At 69.2% G+C, this 14186-nt stretch carries 11 protein-coding genes; 6 read left to right on the top strand and 5 right to left on the bottom strand.

What is annotated here, in order from left to right; all coding sequences use genetic code 11:
• The first annotated feature begins 120 nt into the window (after window positions 1–120).
• The 4 genes from HDA45_RS13915 to HDA45_RS13930 all read left to right on the top strand — a co-directional run bounded on the left by HDA45_RS13915 (window position 121) and on the right by HDA45_RS13930 (window position 5754).
• Window positions 121–906, top strand: a complete 786-nt coding sequence (locus tag HDA45_RS13915) for an IclR family transcriptional regulator (RefSeq protein WP_184895362.1) — start codon at window positions 121–123, stop codon at window positions 904–906.
• A gap of 170 nt (window positions 907–1076) precedes the next feature.
• Window positions 1077–3503, top strand: a complete 2427-nt coding sequence (locus tag HDA45_RS13920) for a GcvT family protein (RefSeq protein ID WP_184895364.1) — start codon at window positions 1077–1079, stop codon at window positions 3501–3503.
• Window positions 3500–4645 carry an N-methyl-L-tryptophan oxidase gene (gene solA, locus HDA45_RS13925; RefSeq protein WP_184895365.1) on the top strand — a complete coding sequence of 382 codons (1146 nt, stop codon included), beginning with the start codon at window positions 3500–3502 and terminating at the stop codon, window positions 4643–4645. The genes HDA45_RS13920 and solA overlap by 4 nt, the downstream gene beginning before the upstream one ends.
• On the top strand, window positions 4642–5754 hold the full coding sequence (locus tag HDA45_RS13930) for an aromatic ring-hydroxylating oxygenase subunit alpha (protein ID WP_184895368.1): 1113 nt from the start codon (window positions 4642–4644) through the stop codon (window positions 5752–5754). Before solA ends, HDA45_RS13930 begins: the two co-directional genes overlap by 4 nt.
• 238 nt (window positions 5755–5992) lie before the next feature.
• Here HDA45_RS13930 and HDA45_RS13935 read toward each other — a convergent pair whose 3' ends face one another.
• From HDA45_RS13935 to HDA45_RS13945, 3 genes are all read right to left on the bottom strand, one after another.
• Entirely contained in the window at window positions 5993–6628 is a 636-nt protein-coding gene (locus HDA45_RS13935; RefSeq protein ID WP_184905607.1) for a dTMP kinase, read from the bottom strand.
• Between the two features lie 85 nt (window positions 6629–6713).
• Window positions 6714–7481 (bottom strand): hypothetical protein, encoded by a 768-nt coding sequence (locus HDA45_RS13940; RefSeq protein WP_184895370.1) that lies wholly within the window; start codon window positions 7479–7481, stop codon window positions 6714–6716.
• Window positions 7478–8047, bottom strand: coding sequence for a papain-like cysteine protease family protein (locus HDA45_RS13945; RefSeq protein ID WP_184905609.1), 570 nt, complete (start codon window positions 8045–8047; stop codon window positions 7478–7480). Before HDA45_RS13945 ends, HDA45_RS13940 begins: the two co-directional genes overlap by 4 nt.
• Before the next feature lie 250 nt (window positions 8048–8297).
• On the opposite strand from HDA45_RS13945, the gene HDA45_RS13950 reads away from it, so the two are divergent.
• A complete protein-coding gene (locus tag HDA45_RS13950; RefSeq protein WP_184895372.1) occupies window positions 8298–9293 on the top strand; it encodes a hypothetical protein in 996 nt (331 codons plus the stop codon).
• A 155-nt stretch (window positions 9294–9448) separates the two neighbouring features.
• On the opposite strand, the gene ahcY is transcribed toward HDA45_RS13950, so the two are convergent.
• Entirely contained in the window at window positions 9449–10957 is a 1509-nt protein-coding gene (gene ahcY, locus HDA45_RS13955; protein WP_184895374.1) for an adenosylhomocysteinase, read from the bottom strand.
• 92 nt (window positions 10958–11049) lie between these two features.
• On the opposite strand from ahcY, the gene HDA45_RS13960 reads away from it, so the two are divergent.
• Complete coding sequence (locus HDA45_RS13960; protein WP_221471114.1) at window positions 11050–13344, top strand: hypothetical protein; 2295 nt, start codon at window positions 11050–11052, stop codon at window positions 13342–13344.
• 44 nt (window positions 13345–13388) lie between these two features.
• On the opposite strand, the gene HDA45_RS13965 is transcribed toward HDA45_RS13960, so the two are convergent.
• The gene (locus HDA45_RS13965; RefSeq protein WP_184895376.1) at window positions 13389–14087 is read right to left on the bottom strand and encodes an LPXTG cell wall anchor domain-containing protein; all 699 of its coding nucleotides are present in this window, start codon (window positions 14085–14087) and stop codon (window positions 13389–13391) included.
• Window positions 14088–14186 lie beyond the last annotated feature (99 nt).

Below are 14186 nucleotides of genomic sequence, written 5' to 3' on the forward strand. Positions count from 1 at the left end.
GATGTTGCGTATTACGAGACGGGACGTGCTCTGCGCAACAATCACCCTCGAGGAGCCGGTGCGTCAAGGGATTCGCCCACTCAGCCGAACGGATCCGGGCGAAACGGCTACTGTTGCGTCATGCGGAACCAGGACGCGGGGAACGCAACACCCAGTCAGGTGCAGTCCGTCGACCGCGCGATCAGCGTGCTGGAACTGCTGGCGCGCAACGGGGAAACCGGGATCACCGAGATCGCGGGCGAACTCGGCGTGCACAAGTCGACGGCCTCCCGCCTGCTGAGCGTCCTGGAAAACCGGGGTCTCGTCGAGCAACTCGGCGAGCGCGGCAAATACGCGATCGGCTTCGGCATCGTCCGGTTGGCGGGTGCGGCCACCGGCCGGATGGACCTGGCGAAACTGGGCAGGCAGACCTGCCAGGGCCTGGCGGAGACACTCGGCGAGACGGTCAACATCGCGATCGCCGACGACGGGGTCGCGATCAACGTCAGCCAGGCCCGCGGCTCGGCCGCGATCACCACGCAGAACTGGACCGGCCAGCGCACCCCCCTGCACGCGACGTCCAGCGGCAAGGTCCTGCTCGCGTTCATGGGTGACGTCGAGCGCAAACGCTTGCTCCGGCGGAAACTCGAACGGTTCACCCCACGGACCACGGTCGATCCCGACGAACTGACCGCGGAGCTGGAACGCGTCGCCGACGACGGGTACGCGGCCTGCTTCGAGGAGCTGGAGCTGGGAATGCACGCCGTCGCGGTGCCCGTGCTCGGCCCCGGCGGCGACGTCGTCGCGGCGATGAGCGCTTCCGGTCCGTCGTACCGGCTCTCGAAACAGCGGGTGCGGCAGATCGTGCGGCCGCTGGCCGAGGCGTCCGCGGATCTTTCGGCGCAGCTGGGGTATTTCGCGGAATAGCCCCACCCCCTGAAGCAGGCGACCTTTTCGGGCTCTTGACAGCGCGCCCGCATGTGCCGCACTTTGTTGCTGAAGACGGAACAACGTGCCTCATCCGCAACAGCGCCTGTCACCCCGATGCCCGTTTGTCCATTGTGGACGATACGGGCAGGCAGGAGGTTCCCCTCACCATGGCCCTCAGACCCCGCGTGGTCGTGATCGGCGCCGGCATCGTCGGCTGCGCGATCGCCGACGAACTCACCGAACGCGGCTGGACCGACCTCACCGTGCTGGACCAGGGCGACCTGTTCACCACCGGCGGCTCCAGTTCACACGCGCCCGGACTGGTCTTCCAGACCACCGGCTGCCGCACGATGACCGGATTCGCCGAGTACACCGTCGCCAAGTACGGCGCGCTCGACCTCGACGGGCAGCCGTGTTTCCGGCCGGTCGGCGGGCTGGAGGTGGCCACCACGCCGGAACGGCTCGCCGATCTCGAGCGGCGGCACGGCTGGGCGACCGCGTCGGGCGTCGAGAGCAGGCTGGTCGACCCGGCCGAATGCGTCGCGCTGCATCCGCTGCTCGATCCGGCCAAGGTGCTCGGCGGATTCCACATCCCCTCCGACGGGCTGGCCGCACCCGTGCCGGCGGCCGAGGCGCAGGCCCGCCGCGCGATCGGGCGCGGCGCGAAGTTCCTCGCGCGTCAGAAGGTCGTCGGCGTCGAAAGCGCGGGCGGCCGGGTCACCGGCGTCACCACCGAGACCGGGAGCTTCCGCGCGGACATCGTGCTCTCGTGCGCCGGGATGTGGGGGCCGCTGCTCGGCGCGCTGGTGGACCTCACGATCCCGCTGGTCCCGATGGCGCATCAGTACGCCCGCACCAGTCCCCTGCCCGGCCTCGCCGAGGGAACCCGGCCGATCCTGCGGCATCAGGACGCCGACCTCTACTTCCGCGAACACGGCGACCGGATCGGCATCGGCGCGTACGGGCACCGGCCGATGCCGTTGCCTCCGCACGAGATCGGCGCGGGCGAGGGTATGCCCTCCGAACTGGCGTTCACGCCCGCGGACTTCGAGGAATCCTGGGCCGCGGCCGTCGGCCTGCTGCCGTCGCTGGGCGAGGCCAAGGTCGAAGAGGGCGTCAACGGCCTGTTCTCCTTCACCCCGGACGGGATGCCGTTGCTGGGCGAGCACCCGGAGCTCGACGGGTTCTGGGTGGCCGAAGCCGTCTGGATCACGCATTCGGCCGGTGTCGCGCGGGCGGTGGCACAATGGCTGGTCGACGGGCAGCCGGAAGCGGATCTGCACGGTTGCGACCTGGCCCGGTTCGAGCCGGTCCAACTGGCTCCGGACTACGTCATGGCACGCAGCTGCCAGAGCTTCGCCGAGGTCTACGACGTCGTCCATCCCTTGCAGCCCATGGAAGAACCGCGGCCGCTACGGACGAGCCCGTTCTACCGGCGGCAGACGGAGCTCGGCGCGTACTTCCTCGAAGCGGGCGGCTGGGAACGACCGCACTGGTACGAGGCGAACGCGAACCTCCCGGAAGTCGGCCTCGTCCCGGAGCGCAACGACTGGGCCGCGCGATACTGGTCCCCGATCGGTGGCGCCGAGGCACTGGTCGCGCGGCAACGGGTCGCGATGTTCGACATGACGTCGCTGAAACGCGTCGAGGTCACCGGCCCGGGCGCGTTGCCGTTCCTGCAGACGATGACCACGAACCAGCTCGACAAGAAGCCCGGCTCGGTCACCTACACGTTGCTGCTCGGCGAGGACGGCGGCGTGCGCAGCGATCTGACGGTGGCGAGACTCGGCGCCGAGCGGTTCCAGGTGGGTGTCAACGGCAACATCGACATCGACTGGCTGCGGCGGCATCTGCCCGGCGACGGCGCCGCTCAGATCCACGAGACCACACCGGGGACCTGTTGTATCGGGCTGTGGGGGCCGCTCGCCAGGGCGGTCTTGCAACCACTGTCCACAACGGACTTCTCCCATGAGGCGATGGGCTATTTCAAGACGAAACAGGCGTACGTCGGCCTGGTGCCGGTGACGGCGATGCGACTGTCCTATGTGGGCGAACTCGGCTGGGAGCTGTACACGAGCGCCGACCTCGGCCGCGAACTGTGGGACACGCTCTGGGAGGCCGGGCAGCGGCACGGGATCATCGCCGCCGGACGTGACGCCTTCTCCAGCATGCGGCTGGAAAAGGGGTATCGCCTGTGGGGCACGGACGTCACCGCCGAACACGACCCGTACGAGGCCGGGCTCGGGTTCGCCGTGCGGATGGACAAGGGCTACTTCATCGGACGGGACGCACTGGGCGGCCGCTCGGAGGAGACGGTCACCAGGAAGCTGACCTGTCTCACCGTCGACGATCCGTATTCCGTGGTCCTCGGCAAGGAGCCGGTGTACTCCGACGGCCGTCCGGCCGGCTACGTCACCAGCGCCGCGTACGGCTACACCGTCGGCAAGAACATCGCGTACGCCTGGCTTCCCGCCGAACTGTCCGTACCGGGCAGGCCGCTCGAGATCGAGTACTTCGGCGAGCGGATCCCCGCCGTCGTGGCGCGTGAACCGCTGTTCGACGCGGGGATGACCCGGATCAGGAGCGCCGCATGAGTCACTACGACGTCATCGTCATCGGTCTCGGCGGGATGGGCAGCGCGGCCGCGTATCGACTGGCTCAACGAGGGCAGCGCGTGCTGGGCCTCGACCAGTTCGCGCCGGTGCACAACCTCGGGTCCAGCCACGGCGGCTCGCGGGTCACGCGGCAGGCGTACTTCGAGGATCCCGCGTACGTCCCACTTCTGCTGCGGGCGCACGAACTGTGGGCCGGGATCGAACGTGATTCCGGCCGGAAGATCTTCACCCGCTGCGGCGGGATCATGCTCGGCGGTCCCGATTCGCGGACGGTGTCGGGCAGCCTGGCGAGCGCCCGCGAATGGGATCTGCCGCACGAGATCCTGGACGCTTCCGAAGTCCGTCGCCGGTTCCCGACGATGCGCCCGGAAGACCACGAGATCGCGCTGTACGAGGAGAACGCCGGTTTCGTGGTGCCGGAAGGCAGTGTGGCGGCGCATCTCCAGCTCGCCGCGCGCGCCGGGGCGGATCTTCACTACGAGGAGAAAGTCCTTTCGTGGCAACAGACCTCCACCGGGGTCCGGGTCGGGACGGCGCAGAACTTCTACACCGCGGAGCAACTGGTGATCTGCCCCGGTGCCTGGGCGCCGCGGCTGCTCACCGAACTCGGGATCGAGTTCACCGTCGAACGCCAGATCCAGTACTGGTTCGCGCCGTCGGGCGGGGCGGGGCCGTTCCGCGCCGAACGGCATCCGATCTACGTCTGGGAAGGCGAGCACGGCCGCCAGTTCTACGGCTTCCCCTCGCATGACGACGCCGGAAGCGTGAAGGTCGCTTTCTTCCGCGGCGGCGAAACCTGCACACCGGAGACCATCGACCGGACGGTGCACGCCGAGGAGATCGGCGGGATCTCGGAGTTCGTCGGCCGGAAGATGCCGTCGCTGCCCGGCGGGTTCCTGCGCGCCGCGACCTGTATGTACACGAACACCCCCGACGAGCATTTCGTCATCTCCCGCCATCCCACCCACGATCGCGTGGTGGTCGCCTGCGGATTCTCCGGGCACGGCTTCAAATTCGTCCCGGTGGTCGGTGAGGTGCTCGCCGATCTGGTGGTGGACGGCACCACGGACCATCCGATCGCCCTGTTCGACCCCGCCCGCCTGACCGGGGTGGCGAGATGACGCGGCCCGGAACGCTGATCCCGACCCTGGGCGGCCGGTACTACACCGATCCCGCGATTTTCGAGGCGGAGCAGGAGAAGATCTTCGAGCGCGGGTGGTTCTGTGCCGTGCGGGCGGCGGACCTGCCGTCTCCCGGGGATTTCCGGACCGTCCGGATCGGACGGGAGAGCGTGCTCGTCAACCGGGCGCGGGACGGCGGGCTGCGGGCGTTCCTCAACGTCTGCCGTCACCGGGGCGCCCGGCTGTGCACCGAGGAACGGGGCACGGTGAAACGCTCGTTCCAGTGCCCGTACCACGCCTGGACCTACGGACTCGACGGAAAGCTGATCGCGGCGCCGAACCTGGCGAGCTTCCCGGACATCTCCCGCACCGGGTACGGGCTGCACACCGTGCACCTGCGGGAATGGCTGGGCTACGCGTGGGTCTGCCTCGCGGCGGAACCGCCGTCGTTCGAGGACGGCGTCGAGGGCGCGGTGCGGGAACGGCTCGGCGATCTCGAAGCGATCGACCGGTACGGCCTCGACGGGCTCTCGGTCGGGCGCCGGATCACCTACGACGTCAAGGCGAACTGGAAGCTGATCGTCGAGAACTTCATGGAGTGCTATCACTGCGCGACGATCCATCCCGAACTGACCGAGGTGCTGCCGGAGTTCGCCGACGGGTACGCGGCGCAGTACTACGTCGGGCACGGCGCCGAGTTCGGCGAGGACGTCGACGGGTTCACCATCGACGGCGGTTCGGGCTTCGAGCGGCTCGACGGTGTCGCGCACGAACAGGACAGGCGGTACTACGCGATCACCATCCGGCCGCAGGTGTTCGTGAACCTGGTGCCGGACCACGTGATCTTCCACCGGATGTACCCGCTCGCGCCGGATCGGACGGTCGTCGAATGCGATTGGCTCTATTCGGCCGACGTCGTGGCGTCAGACCGGGACGTGTCACGGTCTGTGGAACTTTTCCACCGCGTCAACGAGCAGGACTTCGACGCGTGCGAACGCTGTCAGCCCGCGATGGCGTCCCGCGCCTACCGCGACGGCGGGGTGCTGATGCCGTCCGAGCACCACATCGGCGAGTTCCACGACTGGCTTCTCAAGCATCTAGAGGACTGAATGCGGTAGTTGCACGCGCAAGTACCGCATCCAGAGGACTTGTTGAGGGGTCGGGCAAGGTGTCTCGGTCCCGGGCAGGCTGCGGGTGCGTTGCGCACGCCGGACCACCCCGGCCCGCACCTCGCCGCCACCCTGGTGTCGCGAAAGCCACTTTCGGGACATCTGGTGTCCCGAAAGTGGCTTTCGCGACACCCAACGCGGGCACGCGAGCGAGCACCCGGCGCCTTTGCCTTAATTCTCAAGAAGTGCGCAGGAGGGCGGTGGCGAGCGCGGCGGCGTCCACACCGGCGACACCGTCGAGGACGTGCCAAGGCGCGAGCCAGCCCGTCGCGGCGAGCTCGTCATAGACCACCGAGCACCGCTTCTGGAGCGCGTCGTCGGTCTCGAAGGAATCCCGTGCGCGGTCGGCGTCGCTCTCCGCGCGGCGCTGGGCGCGCTCGGCGGCGACGTCGGCGGTGACCCGCAGCAGCAGATGCGCGGCGGGCACCGGCAGGCCGAAGCGGTCGATCTCCAGCTCCCGGAGCCAGCGCACGAACTCGCCGTCCGCGCCCTGATGGAGCCGGGCGGCACCGTACGCCGCGTTGGAGGCGACGTACCTGTCGAGCAGCACGACGTCGTGATCGCCGAGACGGTCCCGGATCTCGTCGCCCGCGCCCCGCCGGTCGAGCGCGTAGAGCATCGCCATCCCGTACACGGAATCGGCGAGGTCGCCGTGGCCGCGGTGCAGCGCTTCCTTCACGAGGTCGGCGTGCACGCTTTCGCCGTAACGCGGAAACGCGATGGACGTGACGCTCGCACCGGCCGCGTTCAGCGCACCGGTCAGCGCGTCGGCGAGCGTGCGCTTGCCCGCGCCGTCCAGACCTTCGATCACCACGAGTCGTCCCACGGGAACCACCTTAGGGCGCCGTGGTCGACCGGCGGGCCAGACGGGGTCAGCTCACGTCCGGCCCACCGGTCCGCTAGGGGATGCGCCTCTTCGAGTGCAGGAAGAAGCCGGCGACACCGATGAGGAGCAGGCCGCCGAAGATCAGCAGCGGGACGAAGCCGGTGTCCTGCGCGTCGGGCGCGGGGCCGCCGTCGCCGCGAGGCATCACTTGAGCGTTGTAGCCGCCGGCCTTGCCTTCTTGGGCGTACGGCGAGTTCACGAGCATCGCGCCGTACCGGCCGGAGACCGTCTTCTGATACTCCGCGAGGGAGGCCGACGCACCGGCCGCGAAACCGCTGGCGCCCGAGTCGAGCAGCGTCACCCTGCCGTCGCGCAGCGCGTACCAGGCGTCGACCTGGGGCTCGTGGAGCAGCGTCGCACCGGCGGGCAACCGCCGGGCCAGTTCGCTCTCCCGGTCGCCCGCCGCTATGTTGCCGACGCGCCAGGCGCCGTCGTCGCCGCGGACCGACCAGACCGTCGCGGTCTGCCCGTCGGACGCCGTCACCGGGACGGCGACGTAGGCGAGTTGCCCGGCGACCGCGCCATCGCCGGCAACGAAGTCCCTCGAAAGCTCGTAAACGGGGAAAGTCTTGTCGACGACGCTGACCGACGGTGCGCGGCCAGAACCACCCGTCTGTGTGAAGAAGCGGCCGATCTCGGCACGCAGAGTGGGGTCGTCGGCAGCCGCCTTGGCGGCCGCGAGATCTTCACCCGACAGCTGGTCCGCGCGCGCTCCGGGCGCCGAGATCAGCAGCGCGACCGCGACCAGCCCGGCGAGCCCGAGATACCGCCGCGCGCTCATCGCCGGATCCCGGTGAGGGTGTGCGTCCAGGTGAAGGACTTGTTGCCGGCGTAGAAGTCGTAGGTCGACCAGTTGTAGCGGTTGCCGGTGGGCAGTGGGTCCCCCCACGAGACCCACTTCCGGCCGGCGTCCGTGCCGTAGAGCACGTGCATGTGGCCGCCGCCCGCCGCCCAGCCGACCCTGGTCTGCACCGGTCGGCTCGCACCGGTCTGCGCCTGGACGTCGGCGTAGGAGATACGCCTCTTGAGGTAGTCGCCCGGGGCGGTGAAGCCCAGTTTGCCGAAGGCGCGCCGGACGTCGCCCAGCGTTCCGGGGCGATCCGCGCACTCCGGGCGACGCTCGTCGTGAGCGATCCGGCAGAATTCGTTCTGGGCGAGGTTCACACCGAGGTGTGCCGCGATGGTGTTGCCGGAAGCCACCCAGCACCACTGGGACTTCTCCTGCACCTGCATGGCGATGGGGTGCCGGTGGGCAGGCTGCTGGGGCAGCGCGCTCGCCGGGGTCTGTACCGCCAGCCACGCCACGAGACTCGCGGCGCCCGCGGCGCAAACCCTCCTCGAGAACACAGGCACAACGGGCCTCCTGGTCACCATGGCGAACCAATGTGGTCACAACGGTGAACAGCAGGCTCACACAGAGCAAGATGGGCACTCGGCGGAACGGACCGTTCCGGGGCGTTTCCACACCCCGGAACGGTCACTCTTCCGGGGTCAACCACCCCGAACGGGGGACGTAGTGTTCACAGTGCGCTGCTAACGTGAACGTTCCGCGGTGTTCACGCTCAGCGCACACACTGGTCTGGTGAAGGGACGAGCGGTGACACGAGACGGGGACACCCCGACGATCATCGACGGCACACGTCGTCAACCGCTCGAAACCCTGCCCAAGGAGCTCGTCGAGGCTTTGCGCAGCGGCGAATTCCACCACGCGCTACGGCAGGCGATCGCCTATCGCGGCCTCTCGCTCGCCCGGCTCCGCGCCCACCTCGGGCTGCGCGGCGTCCAAATCGGACAGTCGACCCTGAGCTACTGGCAGCGCGGATTGCGCCAGCCGGAGGTACCCAAGGCGCTCCCGGCGGTCCGCGCGCTGGAATCGGTGCTGCAACTGCCCGCCGACGCGCTCGTCGTGCTGATCGGCCCGCGGACGGCGCGGGCGCGCGGACATCAGATGGCCGCGTCCTTCCACGACATCCGATCCGGCGACATGGGCTCGATCGTCGACCAGCTGCTGGCCGAACTGGGCGCGTACCCGACGTCCAATCGCTACAACGCCGACCTCGAGATGCTCTCGGTGCACGACACGATCACCTTCGACTCCGCGCACCGGCAGGTCGCCCTGCACACCCGGCTGGTGTGCCGCGCGCGGCGCCACGGCCCGGACCGGTACGTCACGGTCTACAACGGCGACCCCGGCTGCCATATCGGCGACGTCGACCTGATCACCGCCGAAGGCTGCCGCGTCGGCCGGATCCGGCGCAACGCCGAGGCCGAGACGATGGCCACCGAACTGCTCTTCGACCGGAAGCTCGCCGAGGGCGAGATCCACGTGTTCTGCTTCGAGGTCCGCGACGACTCCGGCACCGCGTCGCCCGGGTACTTCCGGATGCTGCGGGATCAGTGCGCGAGCTACCTCGTGCAGCTGAAGTTCGCGCTTGGCGCGCTGCCCGCCCGCTGCACCCGGCAGTTCCGGACGCGCGACGACGCCGTCCCCGTCGAGTCGGAAGAGCTGCCGCTCGACATGGGCGGGGTGACCAGCGGTTTCTTCAGCGACGCCGGGCCGGGGCTGGCGGGTATCGAAGTCGAGTGGCGGTAAGGCTCGCGGCCTTCACGGACCTCAAGCGGGGGCAAGAAACCCGGAATCGACGGTGAAGGATTTGGGACGTTGAAAGTCCCAAATCCTTCACCGTCGCGAGGCCGCTTCAGCCTCAGCCGGTCATGACACCCCGCTCACCCAAAGCGGTTCGGCACTCAGTACCGGTAGTGGTCCGTCTTGAAGGGACCTTCGACGTCCACGTCGATGTACTCGGCCTGGTCCTTGGTCAGCTTCGTGAGCTCGCCGCCGAGCGCGTCGAGGTGGATCTTCGCGACCTTCTCGTCGAGCTTCTTCGGGAGGCGGAAGACCTCCTTGTCGTACTCCTCGTGCTTGGTGAACAGCTCGATCTGCGCGATCACCTGGTTGGAGAAGCTGTTCGACATCACGAACGACGGGTGCCCGGTCGCGTTGCCCAGGTTCAGCAGACGGCCCTCGGACAGCACGATGATGCTCTTGCCGTCCGGGAACACCCACTCGTCGACCTGCGGCTTGATGTTGATGCGCCGGATGCCCGGGTAGCGCTGGAGACCGGCCATGTCGAGCTCGTTGTCGAAGTGGCCGATGTTGCCGAGGATCGCCTGGTGCTTCATGCGCGCCATGTGCTCGACGAGCACGACGTCCTTGTTGCCGGTGGTCGTGATGATGATGTCGGCCTCGCCGAGGACGTTCTCCAGCTTCTTGACCTGGTAGCCGTCCATCGCCGCCTGCAGCGCGCAGATCGGGTCGATCTCGGTGACGATCACCCGCGCGCCCTGGCCGCGCAGCGATTCCGCGGCGCCCTTGCCGACGTCGCCGTAGCCGCAGACGACCGCGACCTTGCCGCCGATGAGGACGTCGGTGCCGCGGTTGATGCCGTCGATCAGCGAATGCCGGATGCCGTAGCGGTTGTCGAACTTCGACTTGGTGACGGCGTCGTTCACGTTGATCGCCGGGAACAGCAGCTCACCGGCGGCGGCGAGCTGGTAGAGCCGCAGCACGCCGGTCGTGGTCTCCTCGGTGACACCGCGGACGCCTTCGCCGATCTTGGTCCATTTGCCGGTGTCGGCCGCGACGGAGGCGCTCAGCAGCTGGAGGAACACGCGGAACTCGTCCGAAGTGTTCTCGTCCGGCGACGGGACGACGCCCGCCTTCTCGAACTCGGTTCCCTTGTGCACCAGCATGGTGGCGTCGCCGCCGTCGTCGAGGATCATGTTGGGACCTGCTTGCAGGGTCCCATCATCAGACACTGTGGGACCTTCGCCGTCCCACGTCAGCATCCTTTCGGTGCACCACCAATATTCCTCCAGCGACTCGCCCTTCCAGGCGAACACCGGCACGCCCTTGGGCTCCTCGGTGGTGCCGTGCGGGCCGACGACGATCGCCGCGGCGGCGTGATCCTGCGTGGAGAAGATGTTGCAAGAGGCCCAGCGCACCTCGGCACCCAGCGCGACGAGGGTTTCGATCAGCACCGCGGTCTGTACCGTCATGTGCAGCGAGCCCGAAACCCGGGCTCCCCGCAGGGGATACACCTCGGCGTACTCGCGGCGCAGCGCCATCAGGCCCGGCATCTCGTGCTCGGCGAGGCGGATTTCCTTGCGGCCGAACTCGGCGGCCTCGAGATCGGCGACGGCGAATTCGATGCCGTTGCGGGTGTCGTGCCGCTTGGCAACGCTTTCGGGGGTCATATGCGCGCTTCCTCCAAGGTTGGATGACATCGGAACAGTACCGTTGTCGGCTCAATGCCCACCGAAACGGTTTGGAGGCCTTCACCGTGGTCATGCCGGGTCCCGACACCCGCGTCGTCGAAATACGCGTACCCGGGTTAGTGGGCACGAGCGGTGAAAGTCTGCTGGATTCGACGTCGGTGGTCGACGTCGCCGGCGACGGGATCGGCAGGCTGATCCGGCCGTCGGACCGGCTGCGCCGACCCGCTCCCGGTCCGGTGCTGCCCGCGCTCGGCCGTTCGATCCCGCGCATCCTCGAAGGCTACCTCTGGAGCGGGATGACCTCGGGGGGCGCGGCGAAGGCGACTTGGGCGCTGCTGTTCCCGTTCTCGCTGGCGAATGTCGCGCACTGGATGCTGCCGCCGGTCCCGGAAGGCAAGAAGTTCGCGGCCAAACTCGGCACGGCGTGCCGGGCGGTGCTGCGGGTGGCCTCGCTGCTGCTGACGATGCTGTTGATCAGCCAGCTCGCGGTGGTCTCGCTCGATCTGTTCGCCGCGCAATGCCTCGCCCCCGGCTCGACGTGCCTGGCGGGCGCGCCGTCGTTCCTGCGGGACTTCGCACCACTGCGGACGGCGATCGGGGTGGTGCCGCTGCTGGCGCTGATCTTCGTGCTCGACCGGATCCCGTCGTCGGACTGGCGGTCTCGGAACCGGCTGCACCGCGCGCACAGCTCGAGCCCGTTGCAGCCGCAGGACATGCCGCGGACGCCGGGGCTGCGCACGCTGCACACGGTCGCCGCGCTGACCTGTGTCGCGCTTCCGTTGCTCGGCGGGCCGTTCCGGCTGCCGACGGCGACGTTCGACCTCGTCGTGTGGATCTGCGCGCTGGCGCTCGTCCTCGCCGCGCTGGTGGCCTCGACAGTCGGCTTCTCCGCCGGGCCGGTGGTCCGCGGCGGGCTGATCGCGTTCGCCGTCGCGCTGGTCGGGATCGCCGTCGTCCGCCGGACCCCGCTTCCGGCCGGGCTGCCGGGTGGTGGACTCGGCGGAGCGGACGGGACCGTCGAAGCGCTGGGCGCGGCGATGGTCGCGGTGACGGTGCTGTTCGCGCTGATGCTCGTCCCGGCCGCTCTGCTCGGCCGCTCGACCTGGAAGCATCTGCCACAGCGGTTGCGCCCCTGGCTCGGTGGCTGGGCCGCGGCCCCGGTCCTCGCGCTGGCGGGCCTGCTCGGCGGCGGCTTCGGCGCGGGACTCGCGGTCGCGTTGCGGCAACTGGTCGGCGCGAGCGACCTCCGGCTCCCCGATACCTACGTCCTGGTGACCGTGTTGTGGGGCGCCGGGCTCGCACTCGCGGTCGTGCTCGGTGTGCTGGGCTTCGCGGTGGCCGTCCCGCTGCGGCGGCTGCGCCGCGGCATCCCGAAGATCGTCGGGCTGATGGAGATCGGCAAGGCGCAGGAAGAAGAGGCTGCCCGGGTGTGGGCGCGCGCGTCGTGGGAACGCAAGCATCTGCACCATCTCGCCCTCGCGGTCGCGCTGGCGATGGCGGCGGGCGGCGGCGCGCTCCTGGTGCTGCGCTTCGGTTTCGGCCCACTGGGCGACTGGTCCAAACCGATTTCGGGGATCGGCGTGTTCGCGCTGGGCGCGCTGGCCGCGGGATTGCTGCGCGTCGTGTTCGCCGCCGCGACGACGCCCAAGCGCAGCCGTCACCTCGGCGCGCTGGCGGACCTCGTGTGCTTCTGGCCGCGCGCCGCCCATCCGACCGTTCCGCCGAGCTACGCGCTCAAGGTCGTCCCGGAACTCGCGGACCGGGTCAAGGAACATCTGGCCGATCCGGGCACGCGAGTCGTGCTGTCCGGCTACAACCTCGGCAGCCTGCTGACCGTGCTCGCCGCGGCCCGCGTGATCGCCGATCTCCCACCGGAGGATCGCGACCGCGTCGGCTTGCTGACCGCGGGCTCACCACTGCAATGGGGTTACCAGCGCGCCTTCCCCGCGATGCTGCCGCAGGCGCAACTGGCCGGGCTGTACGAGGATCTCGGCGGCCGCTGGCGGTCGCTGTGCCGCGGCACGGACATCTTCGGCGGCGGCGTCACGACGTGGCGGCATCGCGTGGTGTCCGGGAAACTGCTGGGCGACGGCTACCTGACCACCGGCGGCACGGGGCCGCTGGCCGCCGAGGCCGACGACCAGGGCGTCCTGGTGCTCGGCGGCGATCATTGGCTGCCCGATCCGATGCGCGGCCCGACCGGACGGCACCGCTGGTCGCCCGGCGTCCTCAAACACACGGACTACGTCGTCGACGCCGAATGGGACAACGCCGTCGCGATGGCCGCCGGGCTCGGCCGTCCGCGCCCGTCGAACCCTTGGGGCGAGCAAGGATCGCTGTTCGGGGACTTCCCCCAAATGCGCTGAAGGCCCCCTTCACGAGGAAGAGGGCCTTCAGTCACTGACTAGTTTCAGTCGGTCTTGCCGCGGCGCACGCGCAGCAGGACCAGGACACCGGCACCGGCCAGGACCAGCAGGCCACCGGCCCACAGCAGCCAGGCGTTGTCGAAGCCGGTGTCCGCGAGACCGCCGCCGTTGCCACCGTTACCGCCCACGTTCGGGGCCGGAGCGGAGGTGCTGGTCGGGGTGTCGGACGGCTTCTCCGTCGTCGAGGTCGGAGCGGTCGTCGGCGGCTTGACCGTCGAGGTCTTCGTCGGTTCCGACGGCTTCGGCTGCTCGGTCGGCTTGGTCTTCTCGCCGCACGCGAACCACTTGTCGATGTTCGCCTTGCTGCCGTCGCGGTTGAACGGCGCGCGCAGCTCGGTCCACGGCGGGGTGTCGGAGAGCTTGCGCTTGCCCGGCTCGTAGACGTTGTAGCCGTCGTCGCCACCGAGGACGACGATCGCGGTCACCTTGACGCCCTCGCCGAGGCCGGTGATGTTGAGCCGCTTCTCACCGGCGCCACCGGTGAACTTGAAGTCCGCGTCGGACAGGGCCTTGCCGCCGGCCTTGACCTGCTCGCACTTGCTGATGTTGCCGGGGATCGGCTTGGCGCGGTCGTCATCGGAGTGACAGGCCAGCGCCGAGCCGGCGGTACCGAGAAGGGCGGCCGTCGCCAGTGCGACGACGGTGACGGCGGAACGGACACGCCGTCCGGACATGATCTGCATTCAGAGCTCTCCTGTACCGATCGGGGGACAAACGAGCAAAGCGCGGTGCCTCGTTCGAGGGATGAAGGTCAACTCGCGGTGCTTCTACACGAGTTCCGT

This window comes from Amycolatopsis umgeniensis (assembly GCF_014205155.1).
Lineage (GTDB): Bacteria > Actinomycetota > Actinomycetes > Mycobacteriales > Pseudonocardiaceae > Amycolatopsis > Amycolatopsis umgeniensis.

Excerpts from the sequence above, each read along its gene's own strand:
- HDA45_RS13915 (WP_184895362.1), top strand. The coding sequence starts at position 121 with ATGCGGAACCAGGACGCGGGGAACGCAACACCCAGTCAGGTGCAGTCC.
- HDA45_RS13940 (WP_184895370.1), bottom strand. The coding sequence starts at position 7,481 with ATGAGCGCGCGGCGGTATCTCGGGCTCGCCGGGCTGGTCGCGGTCGCG.
- ahcY (WP_184895374.1), bottom strand. The coding sequence starts at position 10,957 with ATGACCCCCGAAAGCGTTGCCAAGCGGCACGACACCCGCAACGGCATC.
- solA (WP_184895365.1), top strand. The coding sequence starts at position 3,500 with ATGAGTCACTACGACGTCATCGTCATCGGTCTCGGCGGGATGGGCAGC.
- HDA45_RS13960 (WP_221471114.1), top strand. The coding sequence starts at position 11,050 with ATGCCGGGTCCCGACACCCGCGTCGTCGAAATACGCGTACCCGGGTTA.
- HDA45_RS13930 (WP_184895368.1), top strand. The coding sequence starts at position 4,642 with ATGACGCGGCCCGGAACGCTGATCCCGACCCTGGGCGGCCGGTACTAC.
- HDA45_RS13965 (WP_184895376.1), bottom strand. The coding sequence starts at position 14,087 with ATGCAGATCATGTCCGGACGGCGTGTCCGTTCCGCCGTCACCGTCGTC.
- HDA45_RS13920 (WP_184895364.1), top strand. The coding sequence starts at position 1,077 with ATGGCCCTCAGACCCCGCGTGGTCGTGATCGGCGCCGGCATCGTCGGC.